Source organism: Shewanella sp. MF05913 (assembly GCF_059758095.1).
Map to the genome: position 1 here is coordinate 1 of NZ_JCAYNT010000025.1, position 18086 is coordinate 18086.

Sequence of the window (18086 nt, forward strand, 5' to 3'; positions counted from 1 at the left end):
TAAATGGTTTAATCCCATTTGATTACATCATGGTTTGTCTTGATGAACTGTGTAAACCAGCACCGGATATCGACAACCTGTTACCATGGAATTTTAAACAATAGGTGTGGTTAGCTAGACGGTTACGTTTGAGTGGCATCCACAGTTGGATACAGGTCAAAATCGCCAAGCGAATTTAAGGTAGAGAATTGTAATTCGTTTTTTGCAACATACATTTCTTTACTGTCTCTATCACCATAATGCATGTCAATTTCATCAACATTGTTAAACGCTGTAGCAGTTAGCGTTAACAACGACATGTACTCTGGTGGATAGGATAATAAATTAGCACCAGCTACCTCAAGGAGATTATTACCGCCGACACCTTGATATGATAGCCATTCTTGGTTGCATATGTCTCGAGGTATTTCGCCTTCACCTGCTGCAGTTGGCGAACCGTCTAGCTTAAAGTCACAAGCCGGGTAAGGTACCACTGAAAAGTCATTCCCCGTAGCTAATTCGCCTTGAGTAGGAATCGATGCCATCCAGCCACCAAATGGGCCCGAGTATGGGTGTTCCATTAAAGCAAAGTTATTGACAATCGCGCCAGAGCTCATAACAGGCCACCATGAAAAGCGATATCTTTCTCCGGTTTGTTCGGCAAGACTCATCCATACGTCCATAGAGGTAATGTGTCCTGGTTGCCATACATCACTACGTAAATTGAACGCTTTTACTTCAAGTTGGGTCGCGATAATTTCTGGGATAGGATTTTGTTGAGCTTGGATTTCAGGGAGGGTTAATTCGGGCCCGCCCAGATGCATGAGTATTGGAATAATAAATTTACCATCATTTGCGGCTAAGCGGTCTTGCTCTTGCTTCCAAATCCAGTGTCTGCGGTTGGTCATAGCTTCGTTATGGGGTAAAAAACGCACCTGTTGATTTTCTCGTAACCATGTTTGGTCCATCCGGCGATAGTTATAATCTAAGCGTGAGCCGCCATACCAAGTATTCTGCCCTCTGCTATTTACATATGCAAAATGCCAATCATCGCTATTATAATATTCACCGTCTTTTTCATCAAACACACCATCTTGGTTTTGGTCCCAAGAAAGATGGAATTCATAGGTATCATAGGCTGAGTCTTTATAAGAAATGATATCCCCTTCAAAGCGTAAATCATCATGAGTGCCGACGACAAAGCGTAAAAGATCGAAATGACTATAGATACCTTCAACGAAAATATCAGGTCTTGAAGTTCCCGCGCCCAGTCCATCAGGATTGGTGGCTAAGTATTCACGCATATCCACAGTCTGAACATAAGAAATGGGTCCTGCTTCAACGTTCTTCATCCCTGCTAAGGTTGCATCACGGTGGTTAATAGCGCCATCACCGTTCATATCGCCAGAAAGATCACCGCTAAAAGAGCGCAGCAATGCACTGCTAACCCAAGGTTGAACATTGTCTTGCATCCTGCCCACGTACAGTTGGACTTGTCCTTTTAAGCTTGAATCACCGAACTCCATATAAGGGGAATCAATGTAATTCCAGGCTTCGTTAACCACTTTTCCTTCTGCTGGTGTTTGTGTAGTTGGAGTATCAGTAACGGGTTGATCTAATGCGACTACCGTTTTGTCATCAGATCCACAGCCCCACATACCAATCATCAATAATGCGATTAATGTTTTGCTTTGTATTTTCATCATATTTACCTTTTTCTTATTTATAACAGCTTTTATTTACACGACTATCGTCAAACAAACCCACAAATAAAACAGTGTTATTTAATGTAAAAAAGGTGTTTTTGCTTGACAAATGTGACCGGTGTTACTTAGTTATGGGTTAACTGCAAACGAAATAGAAAAAAGTCTTGTACAAATTGGATAAAACTTAGGCTAAGTATTGGTGGTTCTATAATTGATGATGATAACCACAGTGCCAATGCGCTAGGTTATGATGACGGTTTTACAGGTGCGATTGATGCAAATGCTGCCACTGTGACTGATAGCGGGATACGAACCGAGATTTATGCAAAAGATCTTGGCAGTAAACGTGGTGATGCTGCGGTACATGTCATGGTTTTGAAAATGAGTAAAAAAAGAAAGTAGAAGAATAGAAAACCAGTTGTAATTCAAAGGCCAGAATATGCAAATATTCTGGCCTTTATTCGACACTCAATTAGTTCGGATATTAATACAAGAGACTGGTTCGTTAAGTTGGTAAAGATCTCTGTTCCAACATTGAGATAGTGGTGTACTTGTTAGATGATACACTCATGGGTCGCTTTGTAAATGAGCTCCATTTTGTTCTTTGCAACCAACACTTCCTTGGCTAAATCAAGGTGATAGCTTACGCCTCTTTCAGTAAGATGTAACATGTTGCTAATTTCACTGACGTGAAATCCCATGGCAGTAAGCTCAATCACTTTGCGTGTTTTAGGTTTTATAGTGCCATTATATTGGCTTGGGCTAGTCAAATTAGAGTACTTTCGGGTCATATAAAAATGTATTAAATCGAGATAATCAGCGATTTTATTTTTTTCTAAGTAGTCTTCCAAGTCATCTTGCTTTATTTGTTCGCTGAATATAGCAAAACCACCTACAAAATCTTGTTCAGGACTACTCACAATAATGGTTAGACACGATTCACAACCCAAATTAAATTTGTCTTTTAATGTATCAGACCAAGGCTTATTACTGTCTTGTGAAAACCAACTAGATAATGGTAAATAACCTTTCGGCCAGTCGCCTTTAAGTGCAAAATCAGGTAACGAAATACTATTGACAGATGCAAATGTCGTTATTGGAGTTATTTTTGTCAATATCTTAAGATTAGTGACCAATAATGGATAATTATTTTGAATAACCAATGCCTTAGCAATAGATAGTTTTTTTCCTTTTAATTCACCAAGACCTTCTCTAGGATAGATTTTATAGGCAAGTTCTAATTTGTCATATCTGGATATTTTCTCCTTGAGTTCGCTCATTAAATCTAGTGTTTCTTTCAAGGTCAAACTCATACCAAACCTCTTACATAAATGTTGAGTAGCATTCAATTTAGTAGCTTAATGTTGGTTACATTATAGTTTTGATGATAATAAAACACTGTTGTTTTATGAAGTAAACCATTAGGTATTTGTTGATATGTGAACAAGGACATCATCTTGGGATTACCATACAACCCTCTGCTGTTGACATGATCGTTTTTTGTTAATTAATATAAGGATAATAGTTATCAAGATCTTATTAATAACATGATGATAAAAAAGCCCAGTCGTTATTACTCTGCTGGGCTTCATCAATTAAAGATAGATTATTTTACATTATATTTTTTCGGTTCATGGTTATAACCATGACAAGTACCACAAGTGTATGGATCAGGAAATACCTTACTTAACGTATAATCATTATTATGGCTAGGGACCCAAAGATCATCATAAGGTTGATAATTGCCTAATTCGTTCACAGTAGCTGTACTTGCATGACGTTGATTAGAAACATTCTTTTCTTTAGGAATAAACTTGGCTAAGTTGGAATCGCCATGATGTTTTTGGAGTTGACTTTCATTATTAGTATTGTGACACCAGAAGCAACGAGCCCCGCGGTTATGACCTTCTGTCGCCCCGTTATTTCCATGGCAAGTTGCACAATAATGAGGTTGGGGATAATCAAATCCATCAGCACTGTTTGTTGGCCAGCTTTGCCCACCATGGCCTAGCGGATCCTTTTTATCATTGTGACATTCAGTACAATCGGCTATTTTCCAACCAAAATGAGTCTGGTCGAGAATTTTAGCATTACCTACTTGTGTTTCACTCGTTGCTGCGGGGAGGTATCTTAATGTCCCTGTACCCGTTACGTCTGCAGATGGGTACATGTCAAAATCACCTAGGTTATCAAGTGTCGTATGCTGGAGTTCATCTTTTGCAATATAGACATCAATTTTATGATCTTTGTGTAAATCCACATCAATAGGATTAGGCTGTTCAAACTTAAATGATACTAATTGAAGATATTCCCAAGGGTATGTCATTATTCTTGAGTCATAAGTGAACTCATTGTTTACCGCTCCAGTTCCGTTAAAAGTTTGCCATTCTTTTGCGCAAACAGCTGGATTGATTGGGTCCATACCTGATGCCGGGGAAGATCCATCTCGATTAAAATTACACGCAGGCGGTGTATATGAGAAATCACCTGCAGTCGCAAGTTCACCACGTGATGGAGATGTAGCGGTCCAGCCACCATAAGGGCCAGTCCATTGGTCATACATCATTGCAAAATGGTCTACTACAGCCCCAGAACTCATGGTTGCCCACCAAGTAAACCTGATGTCTGCGTCAATTTGTTTTGCAACAGACAACCAGGCATCCATTTCAGTCATAACTCCCTCTTGGAATACATCAGAGCGAAGATTAAAAGGGTGTACTTCTACATTTTGAGCAACTACCTGCAGTTCACCTGTAAAAGAATTAATATGAAATACTTTTGGAATAATGTATTTCCCATCATCAGCCGCTAGACGATCCTGTTCTTGCTGCCACACCCAATGTCGTCTATTGGTCATCTCATCAGTGAATGGTAAGAATCTAATTTTCATTTCTCGTTTTAACCAAAATTGGTCGATGCGGTCATAGCTCGTTTCAAACGATCGGTTTCCATATTGTCTATTTTGACCAATTGATGGGAATATTGAAAAATGCCAGTTTTCACTATTAAAGTGTTCACCGTCATTTTCATCAAACAGGCCATCACCGTTAGCATCCCAAGAGATTTTGTATTCAAACGTATTATATTGTGAATCTTTATAAGAGGTTATATCACCTTCCCAGCGCATATCAGCACGGGTACCCACAATAAAACGAAGCAAATCAAACGGGCTATAGTGACCTGGTTTAAAGATATCAGGTCTTGCAGTGCCCGCGCCAAGCCCATCGGGGTTAGTTGCAAGATAATCAATCATAGCTTGTGTATTTTGGGTGTAAGCAGGTCCCGTTTCTTTATTAACAATGCCTGCTAGTGCTGCATCGTTGAAAGCAATTCTGCCATCACCGTTTATATCTCGAGAACTGTCACCAGTTGCTTGAAGATACAGGCCTGTGCCAACCCATTTGGTGGTATTGTCTTCAAGTCGGCCAATATTAACCCCAACATTTCCTCTTAATTCAAACCCTTTAATATCGAAATAAGGAGTTTCAATGTAATTCCAGGCTTCGTTAACGACTTTTGAGTCCGCAGGGGTTTCGGTAACGATTGCCTGTGGTGCATCGACCACAGTTTTGTCTTCTGAACCACAGCCCCATAAACTCACCATCAATAAGCTTATCAGTGTTTTATTATATAATTTCATCATACATACCTATTTATTATGTTTAAGTCTTAAACACATTTTTTTGCACAAGTATGGTGAGGTTAAGTTGATTAGTGTTCAGTGTTGTTTTCTGTAAAAAAAGCCGCGTGAGTTGTCAAATTATGAACTGTGTCACTTAATTGTTTGAATTTCGTTTGACGTCTAGAGGATATTCAAACCCCTTAGCAACAATTGGGTATTGATTATCGGGGCAGAAATTCTTCGTGCCAGAAAAATGATTTGATGAAGATAGACTTAGGTTTTTACATAAAAGTCAGTCAAAAACCTTCAAAAGTACTGTAAGAAATCACACACTTTATTTGAAAAAAATGTATCTGTGATCTTGCTCCTAGGCGAATAATAAAACTGGGGGTAACTTGCTTGGCATGTAGAGGTGGACAGTAATATAAACAATATATAACTAGTTCATGGGAATGCGGTGAGATACCGCGGCTGTGCCTGCAACTGTAATCAGAGCAACATATTAATACCACTGGTCGACGATCGGGAAGGAATATGTTTAGACGCTGAGAGCCAGGAGACCGACCTCTATTAGACTTTGACTCAAGCGGGTTTCTTGAGCAGACGACCAAGTATAATAGTGTCGGCAATTAGGGTGTATTTAACACTAGGCTTCACTCTCACTCGGTTTTATCTGTTGTGATCAGAATAAGATGAAACAACCTCTATTTTGATTATCTCCCCCAAAGGGAGCATTCCCGCGCTTTTAACTTTTTTCTAAGGAAAAACCATGCAGTTAAAAACGCGCTTATCTATTGTTGCCTTAATGTGTGCAGCAAGTTTCCAGGTAGCCTCACAAGAAATGGATGACGTTATGGTGGTCACTGCTGATCGCTTTGACACCTCCCCTGAACAACGTCTTGCCGTGGTCAATACCATTGAGCGGACAGAAATTGCACAGATTAATCCTAAATCTGTGGTTGATTTATTAGAACAATTACCCGGTGTGAGTGTTACTCGCACTGGTGGAGCAGGGCAAACCGCCAGTGTGAGTATACGTGGTGCAAATTCAGATCATGTTTTAGTGCTTGTAGATGGTGCTCGTATCAGCTCTGCAACCTTAGGCAGTGCCAGTTTTAATGGCCTATCACCAGAACAAATAGAACGAATTGAAGTCGTCAAAGGACCAAGAGCATCAGTATGGGGCAGCGATGCCATTGGTGGAGTTATCCAAATATTTACTCGTAAATATGCACAAGGCGAAGGCTTTGTTGGTGCTGAATTAGGTAGCGATAATTATTCTCGCTATAGCGCTGGTGGCGGCATTTCACATGGTGATGGATTAACCAGTGTGACTGTGTCAAAAGAGCAAAGTGATGGTTTTGATGCTAAGCGTGACGCTGAGACTGATGATGATGGATATGACAGACTGAGCGTGGGACTTAATGGTCTGCAAAATATTACCGATCAATGGTTAATCAGCTGGAATGGTCAATATTCTTCAGGAAACTATGAATACGACAGTTCTTGGGGCGGTAATGAAGCTGATTTTGATAATTACTACTTTAACGCAGCAGCGCAATACCAGTCAGATGCCTGGGAATCTAAGTTGTTAATTGGTCAGAGCCAAGATTCAAATGAAAATTTCCGTAATGGCGTTGAGGGCAAGTCGTTATACGAAACAACCCGTGACCAAGTGAGTTGGATAAACCAGTTTACAGTAAACGACATGCTGACGTTTAATGCGGGAGCAGATTATATCTCTGAAGAAGTAGAAGGCGATTATGCCCAAAATGAGCGTGATATAACGGCTGTTTTTGCTCTTGCTCGAGTTGATATTAATCAATGGTTACTTGAAGGCGTAGTTCGTTACGACGATGTCGAAAACATTGACAGTGAAACATCGTTCAATCTCAGTGCAGGTTATCGATTTGATGATAATTGGCGTATGAGTTTGGGCTATGGAACTGGTTTTAAAGCACCTACTTTTAATGACTTATACTGGCCTAATTCTGGTAACCCAGACCTTACGTCAGAAACCTCTACCAATGTCGACTTAACGCTAAGTTACACAAACGAAGATTATAATGCTTATGTCAGTGTATTTGATACAGAAGTCGATGATCTTATTAACTGGGTGAACACGGGTGAAAAAGATCAATATGATTGGGATATTTATCGTCCTGAAAATGTTGATGAAGCCTCAATTAAAGGTGCTGAATTTGGTGTTAACTTTACGGTTAATGGCCTACAGCACACACTGAGTTATACCTACCTAGATACTGAAAATAAACTCACTAATGTAGAGCTAGAAGGCCGAAGTGAGCATGAGGCAGACTTTTCTCTCGCATACCCAATCGCGGATTGGGATTTAAGACTTGATTACCATTATCAAGGCAAGCGTAAAGATAGCGCCGAATACAACGATGCTTACCATAAAGTTGATGCAAGTATTGGTTACACATTGGCGCAAAACTGGCAGTTTCGGTTAAAGGCAAACAACCTATTTGACGAAGATATTATATCAAATGCTGATTACTACGGCCCCGGTGCACAGTGGTATTTAAGTGTGAGTTATAACAAATTCTAAGGTTACCAATTGAATGTGTTAATCCTGATTAAAAGGTTAACACATTCTTTTTCCCCAAAGGTTTGCTAACGCGAGGTTAAGATGAACTGCCAATACGATAGCCATCACCACAGAACTCAATATTCTCACGTAACAGTGAAAGATGTTTGCTGGTCAACAGATAAAAAATCGGTGCTTGATAAGGTATCATTTACGGTAAATAAAGGTGAATTTATTGGTATTCTTGGTCCAAACGGAGTGGGTAAGTCAACCTTATTACGGTGCCTATATCGTTATATAAAAGCGAGTGCGGGTGAGGTTTTTCTCAATGGACACAATATTTCTAGCTATTCCCAAGCTGAGTTTGCGCGCCATGTGGCAGTAGTTACACAGCATTGTCCAACAGGATTTACCATGACTGTTCGGCAATTTTTAAGATCGGGTTTATTAGCCAAAAAGCCTTGGTGGAAAAGCGTTAACCAAGCAGATGAAACAACACAAATTAATGCGCAACTCAACCGAGTCAATTTACTCGACAAAGCTAACGATAATTTTGATTCATTATCAGGAGGGGAACAACAGCGAGTATTAATCGCAAGGGCATTATTGCAACAACCACAGTTACTTATTTTAGATGAACCGACTAATCATTTAGACATTCATTACCAAATTGAAACACTTAAATTAGTTAAAAGTTTGGGCATTACTGTTATTGCTTCAATTCACGACTTGAACCTTGCAAGTGCGTATTGCGATAGTTTGTTATTACTTCATCAAGGTAAAGTCTCTGCATTTGGTACGCCCAATGACGTACTCACTCAAGAAAATATAAAACATGTGTATCTTGTAGACGCAGATATTTACTACCATTCAAATAATGTTTACCCCAGTATTCGATTTAAATTTTCACAGCCCAGTAAGGCTTTATATCAATTCGCACCTAAGCAAGTCGCTGAAACTGAAAACAAAGATGAAAATGCAAATTCATCGGCCAGTGAACTCAAAGGGCAAATATATGCTTAAACCCAGCTGGCTATTATTTATCTTAATTCCGATTTTTATTGTGTCGCCCATATTTGCCATCGCCATGGGAAGTGCCGATATTGCCCTTATTGAAGTGTTTAATTCTTTTAGTCGCTATGTGATGGGCCAAGAATACGGTTCGTTAACTGACCGAATTATCTTAGAACTTCGACTACCTAGAGTAGTGCTGGCAATGCTATGCGGTGCCGGCCTTGCAGTATCGGGGACAGTGCTACAAAGCGTGACACGTAATCCACTTGCCGATCCTTATTTATTTGGTATTTCATCGGGTTCAACATTGGGTGCTGTTATTGCACTTACCATGGGGTTCAGTGGTGCAAGTCTACCTTTATATGCATTTCTTGGGGCATTAATTGCTGTTTTTGTGGTGATGATGATGGCTCGAGATGGTCAAGTTGAAGGGCTTATTCTTGCTGGTGTTGCCATTTCATTTTTATTGTCTTCATTGTCAAATATGGTGCTGTATTTCAGTGAAGATCAAGCTATTAAGTCGGTACTTTTTTGGAATATGGGCAGTTTTAGTCGCGCAAATTGGCATAACTTATTATTCCCAAGCATCGTTGTAATCGGTTCTATTTTCATTGTGTATCAATTTCAGCGGCCCTTACAAGCACTCATGGCCGGTGATGAAAGTGCTCACACTCAAGGCGTTGCCGTGGTGCCATTACGTTTAGGTATGTTACTGCTTACCGCAATGATAACCGCATCGTTAGTGGCAAACTGTGGCGGTATTGGTTTTGTTGGGTTGATGGTTCCTCATATCGTCAGAATGCTCATTGGTGCAGCCAGCAGAGCAACACTCATAGCCACAGGCTTGTTTGGTTCAATATTAATGGTTTGGGTTGATTTGTTGTCCAGGCAAATATTGGACAATCAAGAATTACCCGTTGGCGTTGTGACATCAATTATTGGCAGCGTGTTTTTTATAGGCATCTTGATGAAGCGAAAAGGAAAAACATTTTGAAGCAACTCATTATAGGTGGCGCGAGATCAGGTAAAAGCACGTTGGCTACAAAAACGGCGCTAACGTGGCAAAATCTTTCAGGTGGAAAAATTACTTTAATCGTTACGGCTCAACCTGATGGTGTCATCGGCAGTGAAATGTCTAAACGGATTGTGCATCACCAAATGAATAGACCCAGTGACTGGGATGTTATAGAGGCTTGGACAGATTTATCTGAGGCGATTGACCATGCGCAAGCAGATAATACGCTTATATTAATTGATTGCTTAACACTGTGGTTGGCTAATGAATTAATGAGTAACGAAGGCAAATGGTTAGTGGCTAAAGCAAGGTTACTTTCGACAGTGGCCAATAGCCATTGTCCCATCATCATGATTGGCAATGAGGTCGGCCAAGGTGTTGTACCTATGGGAGAGTTTAACCGTAAGTTTGTTGATGAGTTAGGTTGGCTGCATCAGCACCTTGGTGCAGTAGTGGATACCGTTACTGTGTGTATTGCGGGTTTGCCTATGATACTAAAAAGCAAACAAATCAATAGCAGTAATAGCTTATGATGCAGATGACTTGTAAACATAAATGGCAACCTAATCCCATTTTTATGGTTTTATTTCAATTAACTAGCATCATCTTATTGCTTACGTTATCAAGCTTAACGTTTGCTGCTGAGACTCATAGTATTGAACAATTGGATTTATCCAATACGCCTAGTCACAAAACCGTCAATAGTATTGTTGCACTATCCCCACATTCAGTTGAACTGCTTTATGAGATAGGCGTTGGGAATAAGATAATCGCCACCGTTGACTATGCAGATTTTCCTGAAGAAGCTAAAAATATTAAACGTATTGGTCATTCAGATTTCATCGATATGGAAGCATTGCTTGTACTTAATCCCGATTTAGTGGTGTTAAGTTTTGAAGATACCAGCCAACCTTTAATCGATCAGCTTAACAATTTACATTTACCTTTATTAGATACCAGTGTCAGTAAGCTAGACGATATAGCAGATAAACTTGAAGAATTGGGTGCGGCCACTGGACATCTTGAGGTCGGAAAACAAAAAGCCCAGGTATTTAGACACACTCTTAAGCAGTTACGCGAACGATACAGTCATAAAACGCCTGTAAAAGTCTTCTATCAAATATGGCCAGAACCACTTACTACTGTGTCAGGTGGTTGGATGAATGATCTATTAACAGATTGTGGCGCTATTAATATTTTTGCTAACGGTGTTGCTGCATATCCTCAGGTATCGATGGAGCAAGTGCTAGTCAGAATGCCAGAGCTAATTCTTAAACCTCATTATCACGGTAACAGTAATCAAGAAAGTATTGATTGGTCCATGTGGAACGAAATCCCGGCGGTTGCAAATCAGCAAATACAATTAATCAAAGGCGATCTTGTGCATAGAACTGGCCCTCGAGTCGTAAAAGGGATGGCTAAGATATGTGAATTAGTTGATGCGGCACGAGAACAACGGGCGGCATTATGATCAGTCTATTTATTGGCGGCGCACGCAGTGGTAAATCAGGTTTAGCCGAAGCGTTTATTACGGCACAAGCTCAAGGCGAACCCATAATATATGTCGCGACCGCAGAAGCTGCACCAAGTATGCAACAACGCATTGCACTGCACCAACAAAGACGTCCGAAAGAATGGGCCGTGATTGAAGAGCCTTATGCACTTGTCGATGTTCTACTAGACAATTCAGATGTAAATCAATGGATTATTATTGATTGCCTTACTCTTTGGCTGACCAACCATCTTATAGCTGCAAGCGACCTTAAACAGCAAATAGCACGTCTTATTGATGGACTGCAACGCACAAACGCTAATATTGTTTTGGTTTCAACAGAAACAGGGTTGGGATTAATTCCTGATGATGAGATGAGTCAACAATTTGTTATCGCAAGTGGTGAGCTACATCAAGCCGTTGCTACCTGTGCCGACAATGTCATTTTTTGCCAAGCTAATTTAGCCAACGTATTAAAAGGTAGAGATTATTTCGAGTTAACGTCAAACGCAGCACAAGCGCAATTGACGTTGGAGGCATTATGCTAACTAAAATGACTTTACTTAGGCATGGTGAACCGCAAAACGCACATTTATTACTGGGTCGAACAAATCCGCAGCTAACCGCTAAAGGGTTTGAACAGATGAAAGCAAGATGCAGTAACGCTCAATATAACCGAGTAATTACGTCGCCTTTAACTCGCTGTACAGATTTTGCCACTCAATATAGCACCCAAAACAACACACCACTGGTGATCGAAAACAGATTACAAGAGTTAGATTTTGGTGAATGGGACGGTTTAGCGTTGGCTGAACTTTGGCAAATGCCTACAAAAGCGTTTGAAACCTATTGGCACCAGCCCTGGCACCACATCCCGCCGGGAGGAGAGTCAACTAATGCTCTGTTACATCGCGTCAGTCAATTAATACATGAATTAAGCATACGTTTTACCGGAGAGCATATCCTCCTGATTACTCACTCAGGTGTTATACGGGTCATCTTATCTTGGTTACTACAAGGGCTACAGCAGGGAAATGCTCATTTAAGTCGTGTTGAGTTACAACATGGTGCCAGTTTGTCTATAGGGGTGTTTATAGACGATGAAGGTACTCAATGGCCTCAATTGGTAGGCTTAAATAATTCACCTTAAAAAGCTTTAATAAAATATATTGAAACAAATATCTGTTTATAAATGATTTTATCGATGAAATTAATTGATTAATGTTTTGTTTAATGATGAGCGTAAAAATAAATTACGGTGGATATGCTATGAAATCAAGTCTTGGTGTTAAAAACAGTAATGGTTCAGCCTCGATAGAGTATGTTAATGAACAATCAACTTCTTCAGTAACAAGTGATAATAGGAAAGTGATTGTTTTTAATATTCTTAATGCTGCAGCTACACAACTTGAAGAGCTGCATGGCATATCAGATGCGGGGGCTGGTAAAAATTTAATGCACCTGACACCGACACGCGATAGCGAGTTTATTTCTACCGGAGCACATCAAACACCGCTCACTACTTTGCCAAATCCAACCCAGCTTACACTCCAAGGTTTACTCGCCAACGGAGGGATTAGCCCTGCGGTGTTAACGCGTTCGTTATTAGCTTATTTCAATAGTTTAGGTTATGTCATTAAGTTTCGTAGTTATAACTTTGGGGTGCTAAAACCTACCGGAAAACCCAGTGATTGGATTATTTGTTGCGTTCATTATGGTGGTGAAGACGAAGCCCATCGTGAAGAAACTCGCATGCATTTACAACGCGAGTTACAGCAGCAAGCCATCTCAGGCCACATCAGCATTGTCGCTGAATGCGGAGTCGGTGGCACCACTTTTTCAACCCTATGGTTAAGGCTACTCACAGGGTTAACAATATCACCTGCAGGTAGTACAAAAGATAGCAATAAGCTTGCTAAAAAATCAGCAATACTTCGAGATCTAGAATTAGAATATCGTCTTTTACAATCTGATTTTAATCCTGAAACCTTACTGTCTAACCCAAGATTTCACGACGAAATACAAGCTGCAATTTACACCTTGATGTCTCATTGGCCTGCCAATCTCCGTCTACCAAGATTTGCTGGCGGTATGATGTTTGTTGCCCCTTTAATCGCGGCTTTACAACGCAATGATGCTGCCATGACCAATAAAATGCCAATGCAAGGAAACATCGATACCACGCGTTGGGTTTGTGGCGATGGCGTCGACATTGCACCTGTGCTCAGGTTATTGCCATCGTCATGGACATTTAGGGTTAACCGAACTCATTTTGCGAAAAGTCGTTTTTCATGTTTACAAGTATTCGAACAAGGCATAGTTGTTGAAGGCTGTGGCTTTGGTGGCTTGCTTGTACTTGCAGAAGAACTGGGCATAACCCAAGAAAACATTATAAGTGTTCTTGAAAATGCCTGTGAGCAGCACATTAAACAATCCACAGCAGCCCAAGATTCTAATGCTGCCTAATTACAGAGTTTTCATATGAATCGTTATAAATTAATGGTGCAGGGCACCACCAGTGATGCGGGTAAAAGTGTCATGGTTGCGGGGTTATGTAGAGTCTTAGCCCGTAAGCACTTCGATGTCGCACCGTTTAAGCCGCAAAATATGGCATTAAATAGTGCCGTCACTATTGAAGGCGGAGAAATTGGCCGTGCCCAAGCTGTTCAGGCACAGGCAGCAGGTCTTAAACCCAGTATTCTAATGAATCCGGTGTTGCTTAAACCCAATACTGACACTGGTGCTCAAGTGATTGTTCGGGGCAAAGTATTATCCGATATGGATGCGCGAGAATACCATGCCTACAAACCTAAGCTGTTGGCTATGGTGGTTGAAACCTTTGACGATCTCGGTAAACAATTTGAACATCGCATTATCGAAGGTGCTGGCAGTCCAGCAGAGATAAATCTACGTGATAACGACATTGCCAATATGGGTTTTGCGGAAGCCGTTGATGCAAAAGTGGTCATTATTGCTGATATAGATCGAGGCGGTGTATTTGCACATTTGTATGGTACATACGCATTATTGTCGCCAACTGAACAGGCTAGGGTATGCGGATTTATTATCAATCGCTTTAGAGGTGATCCAAGTTTATTGGATTCAGGCTTAACCTGGCTAACAGAAAAAACGGGGGTGCCTGTACTGGGAGTCATTCCTTACTTAAAAGGATTATACCTAGAGGCTGAAGACGCTATTAATGTGCAACAAACTGATGGTGATGCGCACTTTAAAGTCGTTGTTTTGGGTTTGCCTCGGATCAGTAATCACACCGACTTCGATGCTTTACGGCTTCATCCAAAAGTAGACCTCACTTTTGTACGCCCTGGCGATCAATGGCCTAATGCCGATTTAATTATTGTTCCTGGTTCTAAAAGTACCCGTGGCGACTTAGCCGCGTTGCGTACTCAAGGTTGGGACAAACAAATTGCAAGGCATCTGCGTTTTGGGGGGAAAGTCATTGGCATTTGTGGTGGTTATCAAATGTTGGGAAATAAAATTTCTGATCCCAATGGCGTAGAAGGTCCTGCCGGGGAGTGTTTAGGTTTAGGTTACCTCAATATAGACACCAGATTACAAAGAACAAAACAACTTAAACAAGTCTGTGGAACCGTAGCAATTAACGATAAAAAAGCCACTATATCGGGTTACGAAATCCATGTAGGCGAAAGCCATTCCAACGACTTACAACCTTTTACACTCAATGGCGTAAAAGATGGTGCTATATCAAGTTGTGGAAACGTACTTGGTGGCTATTTACATGGCATGTTCGATGATCCTGACGCGTGTAATTTATTGCTTCATTGGGCAGGTTTAGAAACCGCTCATTCTCAAGCATCCGATATGGATCAATTACGAGAAGCAGGATTAGACAGAGTTGCTGACACTTTAGAGGCACACCTCGATCTTGATACTTTATTTGCCGACATTAGAGGATCACTGTCGTGGAAAAAGTAATGTGTCCGGCTTTGTTTATTACCGCCCCTTCTAGTGACAGTGGCAAAACTACCGTGGTTGCGGCAATGGCACGTTACTGGCGCAATAAAGGCAAAAAAGTCAGGGTGTTTAAAACCGGGCCCGATTTTATCGATCCTAAATTTCATGAAATTGCCAGTGGACAACCTGCTTATCAACTTGATCTTGGCATGATGGGAGAGGCCATTTGCCGACGTCATTTATATCAAGCGGCTAAAGATGCCGATTTAATTTTGATTGAAGGTGTGATGGGCATGTTTGATGGCACAAGTAGTAGTGCCGATCTGGCCGCAAAATTTGCCATTCCAATGCTTGCGGTTATTCCAGCCGCTAAAATGGCACAAACATTTGGTGCTATAGCTTATGGTTTGGCGCATTACCGTAAGGATGTCACTTTGTTTGGTGTGGTTGCAAACAAAGTGGGTAGCGTTGGCCATGCAAAACTGTTGCAACAAAGTATCCCCGATGGCATTGCTTATTGTGGCTATTTACCAAGAGATGAAGCGTTGGCACTACCAGATAGACATTTAGGCTTAGTGCAAGCACAGGAAATTCCACAACTTGATAGTTGGCTAGATACTGCTGCATCGTTATTGGGCGAAAGTTGCGACATGCCATTACCACAAGCTGTATCTTTTGAATACGAACCACAAAATAAGCACCTTTTAAAATGTAATCAATTACTAAAAGGTCAATCAATTGCTGTTGCGTGTGACGCTGCCTTTGCGTTTATTTATCATGACAACCTTTCTTTACTACAGAATCTAGGTGCTGAATTGTGTCTTTTTTCGCCACTAACTGATTCCTTACCAGATTGCGATTCGCTTTATTTACCGGGTGGTTATCCAGAATTACATGGCCGCACTTTACAACAAAATCACGTTTTGATGGCCAGTGTTCAACAACATGTTGCTAGTAATAAACCTGTTGTTGCTGAATGCGGCGGTATGCTGTTTTTACTTGATACGTTAACAGATAAGCAAAATGAAACATTTCATTTTGCCGGGGTGTTACCAGGCAATGCAACAATGAAAGATAAATTACAAGGGATTGGTATTTTACAAGTTTCAATAGCTGATGAATTACTAAAAGGTCATTGTTTTCATTATTCTACTAGCGATATCAAGCTTCAACCTATTGCTACAGCATTTAGCACTGGACGTTTCGGATCGAGTGAAGCCGTATACCAACACGGGTCGGTCATTGCCTCATATGTTCATTGGTATTTTGCTAGCGCTCCACAAGTTGTTGCCAATTGGTTTTTAGGCAGCAGCTTACCAAAACATGAAATTTCCTAATAGGTATTGATGATGAGTAATAATCAATTAGCCCCAGAAAATAGTGAGGTTTATAGCGCTTGGCACCCTATATTAATTCTCACTGCTATCGGATTTTTAACACGTATTTCTATGCCTAAATGGGTTGGTTTTAGTCAACAAGATGTTGCTAATGCTTCAAGATGGTTTTCTCTTGTTGGTTTATTGGTGGGATGTTTTCTCGGGTGTTGTTTATGGCTGTTAACACCGTTATTTGGTCAAGCGATCGCGGTAGCCCTTACCATTATTATAAGTTGGCGCCTTACTGGTGGTTTTCATGAAGATGGACTTGCGGACGTGTGTGATGGATTTGGGGGGGCCTGGCAACGTGATCGTAAACTCGAAATCATGAAAGACAGCCAAATTGGGGCTTATGGTGTACTTGCTTTAATCGGATCATTTAGCCTTAAACTCCTTATTCTGAGTCAATTACCCCTAATGTTGGCTGTATTTGGCCTAATATGTAGCCACACTGCTGGTAGAGCTGGCGTAGGGTGTATGCCTGCATTACTTCTTTATGCCCGAGTGGATGGTCCGAGTAAAACCCCGCAACGTAAATTAATTCCGTCTAAAAGTGTATTAGTAATACTAGTGCTAATTGCAGCCATACCATTATGTTTATTCCCCATTAATGCATCACTTTTTTTATGTTGCAGTTGGATTATTGGGTTCTGGTTAATGTTTAGGTTGATGAAGCAGCATTTACAAGGATATACCGGAGATACACTCGGGGCGACAGAACAAGTAATCGAAATAGTGACACTATTAACGTTGGTGTTATTAAATAATTGTGGGGTGTTATAAATGTCAGATGTAAAAACAATCAGCAAACAAGAACAAGACCAAAAGCGTCGAGATGCACAAAAAGCCAAAGTTAACGAGGCTGTAGCAAAAGCGGACATTGAGCGGGGTTTATTACTCGTCATTACGGGTAATGGTAAAGGTAAGTCAACGGCAGGTTTTGGCAACATCACCCGAGCATTGGGTCACGATCAAAAAGTCGCAGTGGTGCAGTTTGTTAAAGGCACTCAAGCCTGTGGCGAGCGTAATTTATTATCAAGCCTTGGGGTGCCTTTTCATACCATGAATACCGGTTTTAGTTGGGACAGTGAAGACCCTGAGCGAGATAAGATGGCTGCACAACAAGCCTGGGCACAAGCCAAAAAGTGGTTGGCAGACCCTCAATATGATGTGATTTTACTGGACGAATTAACCTATATGATCACATGGGGATTTATCGAATTAGCGGATGTATTAAGCTCACTTTCCAATCGTCCTACAGAGATGTCTGTCATTATTACCGGCCGGGCTGCTCATCGAGATTTAAAAGCGCTTGCTGATACGGTGAGTGAAGTCAGGCCAGAAAAACATGCTTTTCAACAAGGTTTAAAAGCGCGTATTGGGATTGATTGGTAAATT

At 40.8% G+C, this 18086-nt stretch carries 15 protein-coding genes and 1 riboswitch; of the genes, 12 read left to right on the forward strand and 3 right to left on the reverse strand.

Annotated elements, in window-relative coordinates; all coding sequences use genetic code 11:
- Positions 1-122: 122 nt before the first annotated feature.
- From AC19MV_RS20310 to AC19MV_RS20320, 3 genes are all read right to left on the reverse strand, one after another.
- A complete protein-coding gene (locus AC19MV_RS20310) occupies positions 123-1685 on the reverse strand; it encodes a hypothetical protein (protein WP_498309777.1) in 1563 nt (520 codons plus the stop codon).
- Positions 1686-2239: 554 nt separating this feature from the next.
- Complete coding sequence (locus AC19MV_RS20315) at positions 2240-2998, reverse strand: helix-turn-helix transcriptional regulator (RefSeq protein ID WP_498309778.1); 759 nt, start codon at positions 2996-2998, stop codon at positions 2240-2242.
- Between the two features lie 293 nt (positions 2999-3291).
- A complete protein-coding gene (locus tag AC19MV_RS20320; protein WP_498309779.1) occupies positions 3292-5328 on the reverse strand; it encodes a hypothetical protein in 2037 nt (678 codons plus the stop codon).
- A gap of 372 nt (positions 5329-5700) precedes the next feature.
- Positions 5701-5890, forward strand: a riboswitch (cobalamin riboswitch).
- Between the two features lie 186 nt (positions 5891-6076).
- Here AC19MV_RS20320 and AC19MV_RS20325 point away from each other — a divergent pair.
- The 12 genes from AC19MV_RS20325 to cobO all read left to right on the forward strand — a co-directional run bounded on the left by AC19MV_RS20325 (position 6077) and on the right by cobO (position 18083).
- The gene (locus AC19MV_RS20325) at positions 6077-7876 is read left to right on the forward strand and encodes a TonB-dependent receptor domain-containing protein (RefSeq protein ID WP_498309780.1); all 1800 of its coding nucleotides are present in this window, start codon (positions 6077-6079) and stop codon (positions 7874-7876) included.
- A gap of 81 nt (positions 7877-7957) precedes the next feature.
- A complete protein-coding gene (locus AC19MV_RS20330; RefSeq protein ID WP_498309781.1) occupies positions 7958-8878 on the forward strand; it encodes an ABC transporter ATP-binding protein in 921 nt (306 codons plus the stop codon).
- Positions 8871-9863 carry a FecCD family ABC transporter permease gene (locus AC19MV_RS20335; RefSeq protein WP_498309782.1) on the forward strand — a complete coding sequence of 331 codons (993 nt, stop codon included), beginning with the start codon at positions 8871-8873 and terminating at the stop codon, positions 9861-9863. The genes AC19MV_RS20330 and AC19MV_RS20335 overlap by 8 nt, the downstream gene beginning before the upstream one ends.
- Positions 9860-10417 (forward strand): bifunctional adenosylcobinamide kinase/adenosylcobinamide-phosphate guanylyltransferase, encoded by a 558-nt coding sequence (cobU, locus tag AC19MV_RS20340; RefSeq protein WP_498309783.1) that lies wholly within the window; start codon positions 9860-9862, stop codon positions 10415-10417. The genes AC19MV_RS20335 and cobU overlap by 4 nt, the downstream gene beginning before the upstream one ends.
- The gene (locus AC19MV_RS20345) at positions 10414-11355 is read left to right on the forward strand and encodes a cobalamin-binding protein (RefSeq protein WP_498309784.1); all 942 of its coding nucleotides are present in this window, start codon (positions 10414-10416) and stop codon (positions 11353-11355) included. Before cobU ends, AC19MV_RS20345 begins: the two co-directional genes overlap by 4 nt.
- Entirely contained in the window at positions 11352-11924 is a 573-nt protein-coding gene (locus tag AC19MV_RS20350) for a bifunctional adenosylcobinamide kinase/adenosylcobinamide-phosphate guanylyltransferase (RefSeq protein ID WP_498309785.1), read from the forward strand. Before AC19MV_RS20345 ends, AC19MV_RS20350 begins: the two co-directional genes overlap by 4 nt.
- Positions 11918-12526, forward strand: a complete 609-nt coding sequence (locus AC19MV_RS20355) for a histidine phosphatase family protein (protein ID WP_498309786.1) — start codon at positions 11918-11920, stop codon at positions 12524-12526. The genes AC19MV_RS20350 and AC19MV_RS20355 overlap by 7 nt, the downstream gene beginning before the upstream one ends.
- Positions 12527-12645: 119 nt before the next feature.
- Positions 12646-13842, forward strand: a complete 1197-nt coding sequence (locus tag AC19MV_RS20360; RefSeq protein ID WP_498309787.1) for a nicotinate-nucleotide--dimethylbenzimidazole phosphoribosyltransferase family protein — start codon at positions 12646-12648, stop codon at positions 13840-13842.
- A 15-nt stretch (positions 13843-13857) separates the two neighbouring features.
- The gene (locus tag AC19MV_RS20365) at positions 13858-15333 is read left to right on the forward strand and encodes a cobyric acid synthase (protein WP_498309788.1); all 1476 of its coding nucleotides are present in this window, start codon (positions 13858-13860) and stop codon (positions 15331-15333) included.
- Positions 15321-16649, forward strand: a complete 1329-nt coding sequence (locus AC19MV_RS20370) for a cobyrinic acid a,c-diamide synthase CobB (RefSeq protein WP_498309789.1) — start codon at positions 15321-15323, stop codon at positions 16647-16649. Before AC19MV_RS20365 ends, AC19MV_RS20370 begins: the two co-directional genes overlap by 13 nt.
- A 12-nt stretch (positions 16650-16661) precedes the next feature.
- Positions 16662-17471, forward strand: a complete 810-nt coding sequence (cobS, locus tag AC19MV_RS20375; protein ID WP_498309790.1) for an adenosylcobinamide-GDP ribazoletransferase — start codon at positions 16662-16664, stop codon at positions 17469-17471.
- Positions 17472-18083, forward strand: coding sequence for a cob(I)yrinic acid a,c-diamide adenosyltransferase (gene cobO / locus AC19MV_RS20380; protein WP_498309791.1), 612 nt, complete (start codon positions 17472-17474; stop codon positions 18081-18083). It begins immediately after the preceding gene.
- Positions 18084-18086 lie beyond the last annotated feature (3 nt).

Bases quoted from the DNA above. Each gene is read 5' to 3' on its own strand.
- AC19MV_RS20355 (WP_498309786.1), top strand. From the start codon at position 11,918: ATGCTAACTAAAATGACTTTACTTAGGCATGGTGAACCGCAAAACGCA.
- AC19MV_RS20345 (WP_498309784.1), top strand. From the start codon at position 10,414: ATGATGCAGATGACTTGTAAACATAAATGGCAACCTAATCCCATTTTT.
- AC19MV_RS20315 (WP_498309778.1), bottom strand. From the start codon at position 2,998: ATGAGTTTGACCTTGAAAGAAACACTAGATTTAATGAGCGAACTCAAG.
- AC19MV_RS20335 (WP_498309782.1), top strand. From the start codon at position 8,871: ATGCTTAAACCCAGCTGGCTATTATTTATCTTAATTCCGATTTTTATT.
- AC19MV_RS20320 (WP_498309779.1), bottom strand. From the start codon at position 5,328: ATGATGAAATTATATAATAAAACACTGATAAGCTTATTGATGGTGAGT.
- AC19MV_RS20330 (WP_498309781.1), top strand. From the start codon at position 7,958: ATGAACTGCCAATACGATAGCCATCACCACAGAACTCAATATTCTCAC.
- AC19MV_RS20365 (WP_498309788.1), top strand. From the start codon at position 13,858: ATGAATCGTTATAAATTAATGGTGCAGGGCACCACCAGTGATGCGGGT.
- AC19MV_RS20310 (WP_498309777.1), bottom strand. From the start codon at position 1,685: ATGATGAAAATACAAAGCAAAACATTAATCGCATTATTGATGATTGGT.
- AC19MV_RS20360 (WP_498309787.1), top strand. From the start codon at position 12,646: ATGAAATCAAGTCTTGGTGTTAAAAACAGTAATGGTTCAGCCTCGATA.
- cobS (WP_498309790.1), top strand. From the start codon at position 16,662: ATGAGTAATAATCAATTAGCCCCAGAAAATAGTGAGGTTTATAGCGCT.
- AC19MV_RS20350 (WP_498309785.1), top strand. From the start codon at position 11,352: ATGATCAGTCTATTTATTGGCGGCGCACGCAGTGGTAAATCAGGTTTA.
- cobO (WP_498309791.1), top strand. From the start codon at position 17,472: ATGTCAGATGTAAAAACAATCAGCAAACAAGAACAAGACCAAAAGCGT.
- AC19MV_RS20325 (WP_498309780.1), top strand. From the start codon at position 6,077: ATGCAGTTAAAAACGCGCTTATCTATTGTTGCCTTAATGTGTGCAGCA.